Genomic DNA, 14755 nt, shown 5'->3' on the forward strand with positions numbered 1-14755 from the left:
CATGGCTCAATCCGCTCCGCTCTACGAGCGCGTGGCATCCGCTCCGCCGATTCCACGAGGGCTGCCGCTCGTGATCGCGCTCACGGGTTTCACCGACGCCGGCAGCGCGGTCAGCCGCATGGTCGATTACTTCCGCGACGACCTGGAGCCCACGCCGTTGGCCGTCTTCTCCAATGACGTGCTCCTGGACTACCGTGCGCGACGCCCGCTGATCTCCTTCGACCAGGACCACCTCACCGATTACCGGCCGCCGCGGCTGGAGCTCTCGTTCGCACACGACTCGCTCGGTCAGCCCTTCCTGACCCTCGCCGGCTACGAACCCGACTTCGCGTGGGACTCGTTCACCGACGCCGTGCTCGACTTCGCCGCGGCGTACGACGTGAAATCCGTGACATGGGTGCACGCGATCCCCATGCCCGTCCCGCACACCCGGCCGATCGGGACCACCGTCAGCGGAACCCGCAGCGAGCTCACCGAAGCGCATTCGGTCTGGCAGCCGCACACCCAGGTGCCGGCCACGGCGGGGCATCTCCTCGAGTACCGATTCGCGGAGGCGGGCGCCCTGGTCGCCGGCTTCGTGCTGCTGGTGCCCCACTATCTCGGCGACACCGAGTACCCGGCGGCCGCCCTCGCTGGACTGGACAGCCTCACCGTCGCGACGGGGCTCGTCTTCGCCGGCGACGACCTGCGTGAAGAGAACCGGGACTACCTGACCAAGGTGGACGAGCAGGTCGCCGGCAGCGATGAGCTCTCGCGCATGGTGCAGGGACTCGAGGAGCGCTACGACTCGTACATGGCCGGCTCGACGCTCGCATCGCCGATGATCCACACCGGCGATCTGCCCAGCGCCGACGAATTGGCGGCAGAGCTGGAGAGGTTCCTCGCGACCCGGCCTTCCGGTGACGACGAGAAGCGCGGAGCCTGAGCCGCGCGGAATGCGCACGGCGCCCAGCGCGTTGTATCCGCAGTGTCGGTCGCATCGTCGGATGTGTTCGAGGGATGTGCGACAATAGATGACCTGGCCCGTTGTCAACCAGCTCCGTGAGGCAATCTCTGCAGAGTTGGGACTTGACAAGGGTCTTACTAGTGTCCGAAATCTACCGGGGGACCGACGACACACGTTCCCGCTGGTGAAAGGCGAACCGTGACCTCAGGCACGAAGACCACAACGCGCGCAAGCAGCGCGAAGGACCCCGCGGCGGTCGCTCCCGCGGACGAGTCCACCACGACGACCACGAAGGCCGCGGCCAAGCCGGTCGCCGCCAAGACCGCGGCAGCCAAGACGGCCGCCACGAAGACCGGTGCCGCCAAGGCTCCGGCGAAGGCCGCTACCAAGACCGCAGCGACCAAGACCGCAGCGAAGTCCCGCGCCGCCAAGGCGACCGACGACGAGCCCGTCGATGAGCTCGTCGATGACGTCGAGATCGACGACGTGGTCGACATCGAAGACGACGTCGTCGCGCTCGATGACGTCGTGGACGAGGACGAGAAGCCTCGCGCCGCGCCGCGTGGCAAGGCCAAGGCCAAAGCCGCCGCTGAGCCCGAAGCCGAGACGGCGGAGGCGGAAGAGGACGACGAGGACGAAGAGACCACGAAGCCGGCTTTCACCGAGCCGCTGCCCACCGGCGCGATCGTCATCTCCTCGTCGGACGACGAGGATGTGCCCGTCTACTCGACGATGATCACGGGAGCCACGGCCGACCCGGTCAAGGACTACCTGAAGCAGATCGGCAAGGTCCCGCTGCTGAACGCGGCCGAAGAGGTCGAGCTCGCGATGCGGATCGAGGCGGGTCTGTTCGCCGAAGAGAAGCTGTCGCACATGACGGCCGCCGAGAAGTCCAATCAGGTCGGACTCGACCTGCAGTGGGTCGCTCGCGACGGTCAGCGTGCGAAGTCGCACCTGCTCGGCGCGAACCTCCGCCTGGTCGTGTCGCTCGCCAAGCGCTACACCGGCCGCGGCATGCAGTTCCTGGACCTGATCCAGGAGGGCAACCTCGGTCTGATCCGCGCGGTGGAGAAGTTCGACTACACCAAGGGCTTCAAATTCTCCACGTATGCCACGTGGTGGATCCGCCAGGCGATCACGCGCGCCATGGCCGACCAGGCCCGCACGATCCGCATCCCCGTGCACATGGTCGAGGTCATCAACAAGCTCGCCCGTGTGCAGCGCCAGATGCTGCAGGATCTGGGCCGCGAGCCCACTCCCGAGGAGCTCAGCCGCGAACTGGACATGACCCCCGAAAAGGTCATCGAGGTGCAGAAGTACGGTCGCGAGCCGATCTCGCTGCACACCCCCCTCGGCGAGGACGGCGACAGCGAATTCGGCGACCTGATCGAGGACACCGAAGCGGTCGTTCCGGCGGACGCCGTCGGCTTCACGATGCTGCAGCGCCAGCTCGAGTCGCTGCTGGATTCCTTGAGCGAGCGCGAGGCGGGCGTGATCCGCATGCGCTTCGGGCTCGGCGATGGTCAGCCCAAGACCCTCGATCAGATCGGCGACACGTTCGGGGTGACCCGCGAGCGGATCCGCCAGATCGAGTCCAAGACGATGGCCAAGCTGCGGCACCCGTCTCGTTCTCAGTCCCTGCGGGACTACCTCGAGTGATGGCAGAGGCCAACGCGGGAAAGGCGCTCAGCGTCGAGATCGACGGCACCTCCTACGCGCGCATCCCCATCCGGACGCGCGTGGTCATGCCGGGAGACGACTTGGACGCCTTCATCCGCGAGTACGCGGCCGACATCGTGCAGCCCGGTGATCTGTTCTTCGTGACGGAGAAGATCGTGGCCATCACGCAGGGACGCTCCTACCCGCTCGAGGACATCCAGCCGCGGCGTCTGGCGCTGTTCCTGTCGAAGTACGTCACGCGCACGCCCTACGGCATCGGTCTCGGCATGCCCGAGACGATGGAGATGGCCCTCCGCGAGTGCGGAACCCCGCGCATTCTGTTCGCCGCGGCCGTCTCTGCCATCACCAAGGCGCTCGGGCGCAAGGGCGACTTCTACCGCATCGCCGGGGACAAGGCCCGCGCGATCGACGGTCCCACCAGCGGCACCATCCCCCCGTACAACAGGGCGGTCGTGCTGGGTCCCGAGCGTCCGCGCGCGGTCGCCCAGCATCTGAAGGATCTCCTCGGCGGCGTCCCCGAGGTCGCGGTCGTGGACATCAACGACCTCGGCGGCAACATCCTCGGCTCCACGCTGGACAGGGCCGGCGAACGGCGCCTGGTCGAGATCCTGAAGGACAACCCGCTCGGTCAGGGCCACCAGTCCACGCCGCTGGGTGTGGTCCGCGCCGCCTAGAAGCCGATCGCGGCGCGATACCGCGGCTTGTGGCCGGTGCGGATGCCGGTGACACTGGGCTTGTTCTCGTAGACACCGGCGCCCCAGTTGCCCTCCACGAGCACGGGTCCTTCGGGTGTGACCACGACGTCCCAGCCGACGTACTGCACCTGAGGCACCACGCGGGCCACGCGGTCGATGAACGCGCGCACCTGTTCCATCATGGGCAGCTGGAACTGATCGATGATGAACCCGGAGTCGGGGTGGGCGGCGTAGACGTGTCCATGGGAGTCGTATCCCGGCCCGACCGCGCGGCCGTCGTCGTCGAGCATCGTGTAGAAGCCGCCGAAGGTCATCTGATCACTCACGGCACCGCGCCCGAACTTCTGCGCCATCGCCAGGATGTGCGTCTTCTCGCCGTCGAAGAACGCGGTGATGCGGGTCGTGTTGACCGTCCCAGGACACACCGCGGCCAGGGCGGCATGCTGCTGGATCACCTCTTCGACCAGCAGCTCGCCGCGCGCGAGCAGGCCACGGTGGAAAGCCGCCCAGTCCTCGATCTCGGCGGCGTGGTAGCGGTGCACACCGGTCCCGGCCTGTCCGACCGGCTCCTTCGTCACGATGGTGCCCAGACGCTCCGTGAACGCGCGGACCCGTTCGGAGTTATCCTCCTCGACGACCATCCACTCCCGATGCAGGTACTCGCTGAAGACACGGTCGAATTCGATCTTGTCCTGGAAGATGTGCCGGAACGCCGGATCGTCGTACTTCTGCGAGAGCTGGTTGGACACCGGGTGCGTCATGTATGTCGCGCGCTCCGCGCGGCTGAGGTCGGCGAAGTCGTAGTCGATGTAGTCCTGGAACCCCACGTTGCGCAGGCCAGCCTGCCAGAGCATGTCGACGACGATCGCGGGGGTCCATTTGCCGTGCTGGGCGGAGGCCTCCTTCGCACGGTCCAGAACGGAGCCGACGTCGATGCGGCGTGCGCGGCCGGCGAGATAGCGAAGGCGGGGCGCGAGGCCGAGGCCTGGAGAGGGCATGCGTGCTCCGGGGTGGGGGACAGGACCCCGGATAGTCTAGATGGCGTGACCTTCGGCATCCCTGGACGCGCGTCGTCCGACGCGGACGCGGGTGCGCGCACCGCCCCGGTGGCGCGGATATCCCGCGGCGCGGTGGAGCGGAATCTGCGCGCGATCTTGGCCAGTGGGCGTGGCGGCGTCATCGACGTGCGGGCGGATGCGTGGGGCCACGGCGTGGACGTGGTCGCGCCGATCGCACTGCGAGCGGGCGCCGCCGCTCTTCTGGTCGACGACGTCGCCGCGCCGGACCTGGACGGCCTCATCGACGCTGCGCGCCGGCTTGACAGCGGCGTGGCCACCGCTCCGGAGGCGGTGTACGGGCTGACTCCCGGCTTCACACCGGTGCTGAGCCTGAGCGGGTGGGTGCTGAGCCTGAAGCGCCTCCGCGCGGGCGAGGGTGTCTCCTACGGCTTCACCCATCGTGCGATCGCGGACACCACGGTCGCGCTGGTCACCGGCGGCTACGCGCAGGGGATCGTGCGCGCCCTCGGCAATGCCGCCTCGGTTGTGATCGCCGGAGAGCGGCATCCGATCGTCGGTCGGGTGGCGATGGATGTCTGCGTGGTGGATGTCGGGTCGGCGCGGGTTCGCCGGGGCGATGAGGTCCTGTTCTTCGGCGACCCCGCCGACGGCGCGCCGGCTCTGACGGAGTGGACGGCGGCGACCGGGCTGAGCGCGGCCGAACTCGTCACCGCTGTCGGCCTGCGCGCCGGACGGGAGTACACGCCGTGACCGCGCCAGAACTGCAGGTCGACCTGGACGCGCTGGCCGCCAACATCGCGGTCGTCCGAGCGCGGGTCGCCCCGGCGCAGCTCATGCTCATCGTCAAGGATGACGCCTACGGACACGGCCTGACGGCGGTGGTGACCAGAGCTGCGGCCGAGGGCGTCGTCTGGTTCGGCGCGTTCGACGTGCGCGAGGCGCTTCGGACGCGCGCCGCGGTCGGCCCGAAGGCCCGCGTCTTCTCGTGGCTCACCGTCGGGGCGGACGAGATCGCTGCGGCCCTGGCCGCGGACATCGACCTCGGGGTCGGCGACGCCGGCTTCCTGGAAGACATCGCGGCCGCGGCACGCACGGCCGGCGCGCCTGCCCGGGTGCACTTGAAGATCGACACCGGCCTGCACCGCAACGGCATCCGTCCGGAGGAGTGGGACGCGATCCTCGGCCGGGCGCAGGCCCTCGCGACCGAAGGCCTGCTGCGCGTCGTCGGTGTCTGGAGTCACATCGCCGAAGCGAGCGACGCGGAGGACGACACCGCGCGTGCCCTGTTCGAGGACGCGGTCACGGCGGCGGAGGCGGCGGGATTCGCGCTGGACGTGCGCCACCTCTCCGCCAGCGCCGCCTCGTTCGCCCGGCCGGAGTTCCGCTACGACCTCGCCCGGGTCGGGGCGTTCTGCTACGGCATCCGTCCCGCCGGCGGACCCGGCCAGGACGAGCTCGGCATCCGTCCGGTCGCCTCGCTCGTCGCGACGGTCACGCACGTCGCGGACTACGCCGTCACGCTCGGCGTGGGCTCGCTGCACGGACTTCCCTCGACGCTTGCCCAGCATGCCCACCTCGAGGTGGGCGGAGACCGTCGCGAGGTTCAGCACGTCGGCGCGACCCACACGATGGTCGCGCCCTGGCGCGGGGCTGCGGTGGGGCAGCGGGTTGCCGTCTTCGGTCCGGACGGGACGTCGGCGACCGATCTGGCCGAGACGATCGGCACAGTCGGCGAGGAGCTCCTGGTGCGCGTGTCGCCGCTGGTGCGGCGGGCGTATCCGGGCCGGTAGGACTCAGACGGACTCGAGCAGTCGAGCCGTCTCGTCGTGCCAGCTGGTGGCCATCGACCGCAGCTTCTCTTCGTACTTGCGACCGTGGTGGGCGCAGAACAGCAGCTCGCTGCCCTTGACCTCGGCGGCGATGTAGGCCTGTGCTCCACACGAGTCGCACCGGTCCAGCGCGGTCAGGCGGTACTCGAGGACGGCGGGCTCGGTCGGTGTCGAAAGCGTGTTCATCTCGGGTCCTCCTCGTAAGCGTCGCTCGTCTCGATCCCTTGCGGGTCCTCACATACAACCACGCGATCCATGGGGGAATGCCCGGAAGCCATCACATTTCGCTCAGCGCGTACGCGCGGCCCGTTCCCCGTGTCTGTGCATAGGGCTCCCGACCACCGCGGATACGCTTGACGATTGTGACCTCCGAGTATTCCGCCCACCATCTGCAGGTGCTGGAAGGACTCGAAGCGGTCCGCAAGCGCCCGGGCATGTACATCGGCTCGACCGACTCCCGCGGTGTCATGCACTGCCTCTGGGAGATCATCGACAACTCTGTCGATGAGGCGCTGGGCGGGCACGGCAGTCGCATCGACGTGATCCTGCACAGTGACGGCAGCGTCGAGGTCCGCGACCGGGCACGGGGCATCCCGGTGGATATCGAACCGCGCACCGGCCTGTCCGGGGTCGAGGTGGTGTTCACGAAGCTGCATGCCGGCGGCAAGTTCGGCGGCGGCTCGTACGCGGCATCCGGCGGCCTGCACGGTGTCGGTGCCTCCGTCGTGAATGCGCTCTCCGCGCGACTGGACGTCGAGGTGGACCGGGGCGGCAAGACCTGGGCGATGTCGTTCCATCGCGGCGAACCGGGTGTCTTCGCCAACGGCAGCCCGGAATCGGCGTTCACCCCGTTCGAGGACCGCAGCGAGCTGCGCGTGGTCGGCAAGGTGGCCAAGGGCGTCACCGGCAGCCGGATCCGTTACTGGGCGGATCCGCAAATCTTCACGAAGGATGCCGCGTTCCACCTCGACGAACTGGAGCAGCGCGCGCGGCAGACGGCGTTCTTGATCCCCGGTCTCGAGATCGTCATCCGCGACGAGCGCGGGGACGAGCCGGTCGAGAACTCCTACCGCTTCGACGGCGGGATCTCGGAGTTCGCGGAGTTCCTCGCGCCCGATGCGCCCATCACCGACACGTGGCGTCTGACCGGCACCGGCACGTTCACCGAGACCGTCCCGGTCCTGCAGCCCACCGGCGCGATGGTTCCCACCGAGCTGGCCCGGGAGTGCGTCGTGGACATCGCGCTGCGCTGGGGAATCGGCTACGAGACGGTGCAGCGGTCCTTCGTCAACATCATCGCCACGCCGAAGGGCGGTACGCACCAGGCCGGGTTCGAGCTGGGCCTGATGAAGGTGCTCCGCTCGCAGATCGAGCAGAACGCGCGCCGGCTCAAGGTGGGCAACGACAAGATCGACAAGGATGACATCCTCGCGGGTCTGACCGCCGTGCTGACCGTGCGTCTGCCGGAGCCGCAGTTCGAGGGCCAGACGAAGGAGATCCTCGGTACACCCGCCGTCCGCCAGATCGTTGCGAACGTCGTGGCGTCGGAGCTGGCCGCGAAGTTCGCCTCGACCAAGCGCGACGACAAGTCCCAGGCCGCGCAGCTGCTGGACAAGATCGTCTCCGAGATGAAGGCGCGCATCTCCGCCCGCACGCACAAGGAGACGCAGCGCCGCAAGAACGCGCTGGAGTCCTCGTCGCTGCCGACGAAGCTGGCCGACTGCCGCACCAACGACGTCGCCTCCTCGGAGCTGTTCATCGTCGAGGGCGACTCCGCGCTGGGCACGGCCAAGCTCGCCCGCAACAGCGAGTATCAGGCGCTGCTTCCCATCCGCGGGAAGATCCTGAACGTGCAGAAGGCCTCGGTCAGCGACATGCTCTCCAACGCCGAGTGCGCCGCGATCATCCAGGTGATCGGCGCCGGCTCGGGACGCTCGTTCGACCTGGACGCCGCCCGCTACGGCAAGATCATCCTGATGAGCGATGCCGACGTCGACGGCGCGCACATCCGCACCCTGCTGCTGACGCTGTTCTTCCGGTACATGCGGCCGCTGATCGACGACGGCCGCGTGTACGCGGCCGTGCCGCCGCTGCACCGCGTGATCGTCACGAACCCCGGCACGAAGCCGAACGACACGATCTACACCTACAGCGAGCAGGAGCTGCACGCCCTGCTGGCCAAGCTCACCAAGGCGGGCAAGCGCTGGCAGGAGCCCATCCAGCGCTATAAGGGCCTCGGCGAGATGGATGCCGATCAGCTGGCGACCACGACGATGGACCGCGCCGGACGCGCCCTGCGGCGCGTGCGGATGACGGATGCCGAAGCGGCGGCATCCGTCTTCGAACTGCTCATGGGCAACGACGTCGCTCCGCGCAAGGAGTTCATCATTGACTCCAGCGACCGCCTCGGCCGCGAGCGCATCGACGCCTGAGCCCGCGCTCGCGCGGATGTATTCGCGTCTTGGGTGTGCGGTTGCTCGCGTCTCGGCGCCTCATTCTGCTCGCCTGTCGCACTCTGCGGCCCAGCCCGCACTTGGTGACAGGGGAGCCCCGGCCGGCGTCGCGGCGTTCGCGACTCGGCCGTCCTCGTCCGCTCGCCTGTCGCAATCTGCGGCTCAGCCCGCAGTTCGCGACAGGGGAGCCCTGGCCCGGCGTCGCGGCGTTCGCGACTCGATCGTCCTCGTCCGCTCGCCTGTCGCACTCTGCGGCCCCGCCCGCGCTTGGTGACAGGGGAGCCCTGGCCCGGCGTCGCGGCGTTCGCCACTCGATCGTCCTCGTCCGCTCGCCTGTCGCAATCTGCGGCTCACATCGCGCTTGGTGACAGGGGAGCCGAGTTCACCCGCACAGTCGGATCACCGCCGATGCCACGTGACGGCCGCCGCCACGGTAGGCGGTACCGCGCGCGGTCAGCGGACGGCGGTGCCGACCGCGGCGATGACGCCCTCGAGCGGCTGGCCCGAGGCATCCCGTTTCGCGCCGGGCTCCGGGAGGGAGCGCGTGGCACCGTCCGCGCCGACGGCACGCGGCTCTGTGCCGACCCAGCCGAGGGTCAAGGTGTCCTCGCCCTTCAGGAAGCGCTGCGCGCGCACACCGCCGGTCGCACGCCCTTTGGCGGGGAACTCTGCGAAGTCCGAGACCTTCCCGGTGACGGCATCCGCACCGGCCAGGGCCTGCGTGCTGCCCGCAAGCGTCACCACGAGCACATCCGTCGCATCGGCGTCCACGACGTTGAAGCCGATGACCCTCTCACCGGGCGCCACCCGGACACCGGCCATGCCGCCCGCCGACCGGCCTTGCGGCCGCACCGAGGCGGCCTCGAAGCGCAGCAGCTGCGCATCGGAGGTGATGAAGACGAGCTCGCTGTCGTCGGGGGCGGATGCCGCACCCACGACGCGATCGCCGGGCTTGAGCGCGATGATCTCGGCGTCCTGCTTGGGGCCGATCTCACTCGCAGCGACGCGCTTGACGATGCCCTGCGCAGTGCCCAACGCGATCGTCGGGGACTCCACGAGTGGAACCAGCGCGACGACGTGTTCGTCCTTGCCGAGGGAGAGATAGTGGTCTGCCCGCGTGCCCGCGGACAGCTGCACGGAATTGCCGGGCACCGAAGGCAGATCCACCGGCGAGAAGCGGATGAGGCGTCCCGCAGTGGTCACGGCGCCGATGTCGCCGCGGCTGGTGGTGTCCACGTGGGAGCGGACGGCATCGTGCTTGGAACGGCGCGCGGGCGGCACGATCCCGCCGTTGGGGACATCCGCCGTCATCTCGGCGCGCACCATCCGCCCGGTCGCGGAGAGGAAGACGCGGCACGGCGCGTCCGAGATCTGCAGGTCCGCGACGGCGGCGGCGCTGCGCGACCGCGGCTGGACGGGTCCGCCGTTCAGCAGAAGCGTCCGGCGCGGCGTGCCGTACGTGTCGGCGGCGATGCCGAGCTCCTTGGCGACCTGCCCGCGCAGCAGCACGTCGCTGCCCAGGAGCCGCTCGAGTTCGGCGATCTCCGCCTTGAGGGAGTCGCGCTCGGTCTCCAGCTCGAGGCGGGAGAACTTCGTGAGCCGACGCAGACGCAGCTCGAGGATGTACTCGGCCTGTGCGAGCGAGAGGTCGAAAACCTCCTGCAGTCGCGTCCGTGCCTGCTCGCCGTCGTCCGAGGCGCGGATGACCTGGATGACCTCGTCGATGTCGACGATCGCGATGAGGAGGCCTTCGACCAGGTGCAGTCGCTCCTGCTTGCGGGCCAGCCGGTACCGGCTCCGGCGCGTCACGACCTGCAGACGGTGATCGAGGTACACGCGGAGCAGTTCGCGCAGACCCAGGGTCCGCGGCTGCCCGCCGACCAGCGCGACGTTGTTGATGCTGAACGAGTCCTCGAGGGGGGTCAGCCGATACAGGTGCTCCAGCACGGCCTGCGGATCGAAACCGGTCTTGATCGCGATGACGAGGCGGAGCCCGTGGTGGCGGTCGGTGAGGTCGGTGACATCGGCGATGCCCTGCAGCTTCTTGGCCTGGACGGCATCCTTGATCTTCTCGATGATCCGCTCCGGGCCGACCAGATACGGCAGCTCCGTGACGACCAGCCCGGTACGACGCGGCCCGAGCGGTTCGATCGCGACCTTCGCGCGGGTGCGGAAGCTGCCGCGCCCGGTCGTGTACGCGTCCTTGATGCCGTCTAGACCCACGACGACCGCGCCCGAGGGCAGATCCGGCCCCGGAACGAACTCCATCAGGTCCTCGACCGTGGCGTCCGGATTCTCCAGGAGGTGGATGGCGGCGCCGATGACTTCGACGAGGTTGTGCGGCGCCATGTTGGTCGCCATGCCTACCGCGATGCCGGTCGCGCCGTTGACCAGAAGATTCGGATAGGCCGCGGCCAGCACCTCGGGCTGCTGGAACTGGCCGTCGTAGTTGGGGATGAAATCGACGACGTCCTCATCCAGGCCCTCGGTGAGTGCGAGCGCCGCCGGGGCCAGTCGCGCCTCGGTGTAGCGCGGCGCGGCCGGACCGTCATCCAGCGAGCCGAAATTGCCGTGGCCGTCCACCAGCGGGACCCGCAGCGAGAAGGACTGCGCGAGCCGGACGAGAGCGTCGTAGATGGGAGCGTCGCCGTGCGGGTGCAGCTTTCCCATCACCTCGCCCACGACCCGGGCGCTCTTGACGTGGCCGCGGTCCGGTCGCAGACCCATCTCGGCCATCTGGTACAGGATGCGACGCTGCACCGGCTTCAGCCCGTCGCGTGCGTCCGGCAGCGCGCGCGAGTAGATGACCGAGTAGGCGTATTCGAGGAACGAGCCCTGCATCTCGGCGGAGACGTCGACGTCTTCGATGCGCTCCTCGGCGGGCGAGGATCCTGTGGGCGATGCGGGCATGACGATGTGGCCTCGGGAGACGGCGGTCGGAGAGGGGCTCCCGCCGGTGTGCGAGACTGGCCCCGATGTCACTCAGCCTACCCGCGGAGCCGCGACGAGCCCGCAGCCTCACCGGTGTCGCGCCGCAGATGATCGCCGCGCTGGATGGCACGTCGGACTGGTTCGCCCCGGCCCGCAGCGTCATCGTTTTCGTCATCGACGGACTGGGCGCCGCCAACCTCGGCGCGCGCGCCGGCCATGCCCGGTTCCTGTCCTCGGCCGCGTCGAAGAAGGATGTCGCGCGCACCGTCTTCCCGTCCACCACCGCCTCCGCGCTGACCAGCCTGCTGACCGGAGTCCGACCGGGCGAGCACGGGATCGTCGGGTATCGGGTGCTCGACCCGGACAGCGACCACGTCCTCAATCAGCTGCGCGGCTGGGACACGGACGGTCTGGATATCGCGTGGCAGCGCGCGGAGCCGCTCACCGAGCGGCACGCCGCCGGTGGCCGGCCGTCGTTCATCGTCTCCAAGGGGGAGTACGCCGGCACCGGGTTCACCACGGCGATCATGCGCGGTGCCCAGTTCGTCGCTGTGGAAGACCTCGCCGAGCGCACCCGGACCGCCGCCGACCTGGCAGCGCGCAACCCCGGGGCGTTCGTCTACGTCTACGCGCCGGATCTGGACGCGATCGGTCACAAGCGCGGGTGGCAATCCGACGAGTGGGTGGCAGCGCTGGAGCGGGTGGATGCCGCGTCCCGCATCCTGTCCGACGCGCTCGCTCCCGGTACCGGTGCGGTCATCACGGCCGACCACGGCATGGTCGACGTCCCCCGACATCGGCACGTGCTCCTGACCGACGACGACGATCTGCTCGACGGAGTCCGTCACATCGGCGGGGAACCCCGGATGCTGCACCTGTACGCCGAGCCCGGTATGTCTGAGGACCTGCTCGGAAGGTGGACGGAATCCGAATCGGACCGCTCGTGGGTGCTCTCGCGCAGCCAAGCGGTCGACGCGGGTCTGTTCGGTCCGGTGTCCACCGACGTGCTGCCGCGGATCGGCGACGTGCTGGTGGCGGCGCGTGCCGGGATCGCCTACTACGACGACCGGCTCGAGGACAAGGGCGCCCAGCGGATGGTCGGGCAGCACGGATCGCTCACCGACGAGGAGCGGACCGTGCCGCTCATCCGACTCGGCGCGTTCGCCTGACCGACGGTTCAGTCGTCGCTGCGTGCCCCGAACACGATCTCGTCCCACGACGGCATCGACGGCCGGCCCTTGCGCCGACCCGCGGCCTCGGCCACGGCCGATTGCTGCTCGTCGTCATGCTCGCGCGTCTGCTCCGCGTCGGCGCGCGGGGTCTCGTCATACCCGGGCTCGAGTGCGTCGAAAAGCGCCACGGGCGCATGCGGGCGGGCGGAGGGCAGCTCCTCCGTGCCCGGCAGCGGCTCCCGCTGGCCCCGGCGTCGGCGGAGCGCTTCGAGCAGATCTGCCGTCTCCGAGGACGTGACCGGCATCGCGGTCGCGCGTTTCATGGCGGCCTCCTGCACGGCCGGCGCCACCGGCTCACGCAGATCGGGGGATTCCATGTCCGCCTCGGGCATCCGCCGCGGACCGAAGGCGCCGCTGTCGAAGCGCGTGTCGTCCTTGGCCGGTGACGCGTCGAGCGCGCGGAGCCGGGGGATCAGCCCCTCAGGCAGGGAGCCCTGCCGGGAGAGTTGAATCGCGTCCGCGTTCAGCGGCGACAGCGTGCTGCGCCGGGGGTCGAAACCCCAACGCGCGTCGTGGTCGACCTCGTTCGCGGTGAACTCCAGCTTGACGATCCAGCCGCCGGGGCCCTTCCAGCTGGTCCAGCGCTCACCCGACGCGCCGGCCTCGGCCAGCTTGGCGCGGACTGCGCTGCCGAATGTGGGGTGGATATCCGGATCGAGTTCGGCGCCGAGGAGAACGGGAACGGCCAGGGCCTGTCCGACGACGTGCTCGCGTTCGGCGAGCACCGGTCCCTCGAAGCGTGCGATGTCCTCGACGCGCGCGCCGAGCAGAGCGGCGACCTCGTCGGCGGACATGCCCGCGCGGATGTGCGATTGGATCTCGCGCGGGCTGGGCCGCACGGTCTGCGGATCGCCGTCGCGTTCCCTGCGCGCTTTGCGCAGCTCGACGCGCAATACGTCATCGACGGGGAGCGAAAACCGCTCACCCGACTCGGTCACCAGGACGAGCACCTCGTCCTCGGTTCCGATCACTTTGAGCTGTTCCATGCGAAAAGCCCCTCCGATCCAGCGGTGTGCGCCCATGGTTACACAGCGGTTGCCATACGACGGGAATATCTCTCGCGCGCCGCGAGTTTCACGGCACGCAGGACCCGGAACCGACAGTGCATTTGCCAAATGAGTTCAGGTCGTGCAAACTATCGCCGCCCCGACAGGGTCAGTGCACGCAAGCTATTCCCCGGAAGTTGAGACGTTTACGCATGGCCACGGATTACGACGCCCCCCGCAAGACCGAAGATGACAGCGAATCGATCGAGGCGCTCAAAGAGCGCGTCCCCGACAAGCTGTCCGGATCGGTCGACGCGGAAGACGCCGACAACCCCTCGGGGTTCGAGCTGCCGGGTGCGGACCTCTCCGACCTCGAGCTGGATGTCGTCGTACTGCCCGCCCAGGAGGACGAGTTCACCTGCGTGAGCTGCTTCCTGGTCAAGCACCGCTCGCAGCTGGATCACGAGGACTCCGACGGTCCTATCTGCCGGGAGTGCGCGGCGTAGCCTGCGCGCGCCGCAGCGCGGCCGCCAGCCGGTCCGGCGTCCGCGTGGAGATGACCCAGGACGGCGCCGGATCGTCCGGGTCGGTGATCGCGACGATCACCAGGCCGTCGATCCCCCCGCGGATGACGTGCCACGATCTCGGGTTCAAACCGGGGCCGCGCGCGTTGCGGGCTTCGTCGCCGGTGAGGATCGCGACATCGCCGGTCAAGGCGACGTCGATGTGCGCGCGCCCCGCGGTCAGGACTCCGTCGCGGACCTCGACCACCGGGGAGCCTGCGACCAGCAGCCAGATGAAGCACACCCCGATCGCCGCTCCGGCGACCAGCGCGAGTGTCGTGTCGAACGGCGAGAGCACCAGAGCTGCCATCGGGGCGACGACGGCTGCGCTTGCGATCACCCACAGGGACGGGCTGAGTCGTTCTCGGTAGCGGGTGACGGAATTGCCGCGGGCGCCGCTCGCTGTCTTCTGCATTACCCT

13 protein-coding genes are annotated in these 14755 nt (G+C 69.2%); 8 read left to right on the forward strand and 5 right to left on the reverse strand.

Going from position 1 to position 14755, the window contains the following annotated elements:
• Position 1 precedes the first annotated feature (1 nt).
• From NQ152_RS00250 to NQ152_RS00260, 3 genes are all read left to right on the forward strand, one after another.
• Positions 2-925, forward strand: a complete 924-nt coding sequence (locus tag NQ152_RS00250; RefSeq protein ID WP_257522614.1) for a proteasome assembly chaperone family protein — start codon at positions 2-4, stop codon at positions 923-925.
• 219 nt (positions 926-1144) lie between these two features.
• Positions 1145-2605 (forward strand): RNA polymerase sigma factor, encoded by a 1461-nt coding sequence (locus NQ152_RS00255; protein WP_257522615.1) that lies wholly within the window; start codon positions 1145-1147, stop codon positions 2603-2605.
• Positions 2605-3300 carry a coenzyme F420-0:L-glutamate ligase gene (locus NQ152_RS00260; RefSeq protein WP_257503788.1) on the forward strand — a complete coding sequence of 232 codons (696 nt, stop codon included), beginning with the start codon at positions 2605-2607 and terminating at the stop codon, positions 3298-3300. Before NQ152_RS00255 ends, NQ152_RS00260 begins: the two co-directional genes overlap by 1 nt.
• Here NQ152_RS00260 and NQ152_RS00265 read toward each other — a convergent pair.
• Positions 3297-4319, reverse strand: coding sequence for a sugar-transfer associated ATP-grasp domain-containing protein (locus tag NQ152_RS00265; protein ID WP_257522616.1), 1023 nt, complete (start codon positions 4317-4319; stop codon positions 3297-3299). The genes NQ152_RS00260 and NQ152_RS00265 overlap by 4 nt on opposite strands.
• Positions 4320-4364: 45 nt before the next feature.
• Between NQ152_RS00265 and NQ152_RS00270 the strand changes: the two genes are divergently transcribed.
• Entirely contained in the window at positions 4365-5090 is a 726-nt protein-coding gene (locus NQ152_RS00270) for an alanine racemase (RefSeq protein WP_257522617.1), read from the forward strand.
• On the forward strand, positions 5087-6130 hold the full coding sequence (locus NQ152_RS00275; protein ID WP_257522618.1) for an alanine racemase: 1044 nt from the start codon (positions 5087-5089) through the stop codon (positions 6128-6130). The genes NQ152_RS00270 and NQ152_RS00275 overlap by 4 nt, the downstream gene beginning before the upstream one ends.
• A gap of 3 nt (positions 6131-6133) precedes the next feature.
• Here the strand turns inward: NQ152_RS00275 and NQ152_RS00280 are convergent, their stop codons facing one another.
• A complete protein-coding gene (locus NQ152_RS00280; protein WP_257522619.1) occupies positions 6134-6355 on the reverse strand; it encodes a hypothetical protein in 222 nt (73 codons plus the stop codon).
• Between the two features lie 173 nt (positions 6356-6528).
• Here NQ152_RS00280 and NQ152_RS00285 point away from each other — a divergent pair, with 173 nt between their 5' ends.
• The gene (locus NQ152_RS00285; RefSeq protein WP_257503877.1) at positions 6529-8601 is read left to right on the forward strand and encodes a type IIA DNA topoisomerase subunit B; all 2073 of its coding nucleotides are present in this window, start codon (positions 6529-6531) and stop codon (positions 8599-8601) included.
• 474 nt (positions 8602-9075) lie between these two features.
• On the opposite strand, the gene NQ152_RS00290 is transcribed toward NQ152_RS00285, so the two are convergent.
• On the reverse strand, positions 9076-11532 hold the full coding sequence (locus NQ152_RS00290; RefSeq protein ID WP_257522620.1) for a DNA topoisomerase (ATP-hydrolyzing) subunit A: 2457 nt from the start codon (positions 11530-11532) through the stop codon (positions 9076-9078).
• A gap of 65 nt (positions 11533-11597) precedes the next feature.
• On the opposite strand from NQ152_RS00290, the gene NQ152_RS00295 reads away from it, so the two are divergent.
• The gene (locus tag NQ152_RS00295) at positions 11598-12722 is read left to right on the forward strand and encodes an alkaline phosphatase family protein (protein WP_257503781.1); all 1125 of its coding nucleotides are present in this window, start codon (positions 11598-11600) and stop codon (positions 12720-12722) included.
• A gap of 8 nt (positions 12723-12730) precedes the next feature.
• Here NQ152_RS00295 and sepH read toward each other — a convergent pair whose 3' ends face one another.
• Complete coding sequence (sepH, locus tag NQ152_RS00300) at positions 12731-13771, reverse strand: septation protein SepH (protein WP_257503780.1); 1041 nt, start codon at positions 13769-13771, stop codon at positions 12731-12733.
• Between the two features lie 212 nt (positions 13772-13983).
• On the opposite strand from sepH, the gene NQ152_RS00305 reads away from it, so the two are divergent.
• Positions 13984-14277, forward strand: coding sequence for a DUF4193 domain-containing protein (locus NQ152_RS00305; RefSeq protein ID WP_257503779.1), 294 nt, complete (start codon positions 13984-13986; stop codon positions 14275-14277).
• Here the strand turns inward: NQ152_RS00305 and NQ152_RS00310 are convergent.
• Positions 14252-14749 carry a DUF3093 domain-containing protein gene (locus NQ152_RS00310; protein WP_257503778.1) on the reverse strand — a complete coding sequence of 166 codons (498 nt, stop codon included), beginning with the start codon at positions 14747-14749 and terminating at the stop codon, positions 14252-14254. The genes NQ152_RS00305 and NQ152_RS00310 overlap by 26 nt on opposite strands.
• Positions 14750-14755: the final 6 nt, after the last annotated feature.

Source organism: Microbacterium sp. zg.B48 (genome assembly GCF_024623505.1).
Classification (GTDB): Bacteria; Actinomycetota; Actinomycetes; order Actinomycetales; family Microbacteriaceae; genus Microbacterium.

What these genes read in the sequence shown, in the direction of transcription:
- NQ152_RS00295 (WP_257503781.1), top strand. Translation starts at nt 11,598, where the DNA reads ATGTCACTCAGCCTACCCGCGGAGCCGCGACGAGCCCGCAGCCTCACC.
- NQ152_RS00290 (WP_257522620.1), bottom strand. Translation starts at nt 11,532, where the DNA reads ATGCCCGCATCGCCCACAGGATCCTCGCCCGCCGAGGAGCGCATCGAA.
- NQ152_RS00310 (WP_257503778.1), bottom strand. Translation starts at nt 14,749, where the DNA reads ATGCAGAAGACAGCGAGCGGCGCCCGCGGCAATTCCGTCACCCGCTAC.
- sepH (WP_257503780.1), bottom strand. Translation starts at nt 13,771, where the DNA reads ATGGAACAGCTCAAAGTGATCGGAACCGAGGACGAGGTGCTCGTCCTG.
- NQ152_RS00280 (WP_257522619.1), bottom strand. Translation starts at nt 6,355, where the DNA reads ATGAACACGCTTTCGACACCGACCGAGCCCGCCGTCCTCGAGTACCGC.
- NQ152_RS00265 (WP_257522616.1), bottom strand. Translation starts at nt 4,319, where the DNA reads ATGCCCTCTCCAGGCCTCGGCCTCGCGCCCCGCCTTCGCTATCTCGCC.
- NQ152_RS00260 (WP_257503788.1), top strand. Translation starts at nt 2,605, where the DNA reads ATGGCAGAGGCCAACGCGGGAAAGGCGCTCAGCGTCGAGATCGACGGC.
- NQ152_RS00305 (WP_257503779.1), top strand. Translation starts at nt 13,984, where the DNA reads ATGGCCACGGATTACGACGCCCCCCGCAAGACCGAAGATGACAGCGAA.
- NQ152_RS00250 (WP_257522614.1), top strand. Translation starts at nt 2, where the DNA reads ATGGCTCAATCCGCTCCGCTCTACGAGCGCGTGGCATCCGCTCCGCCG.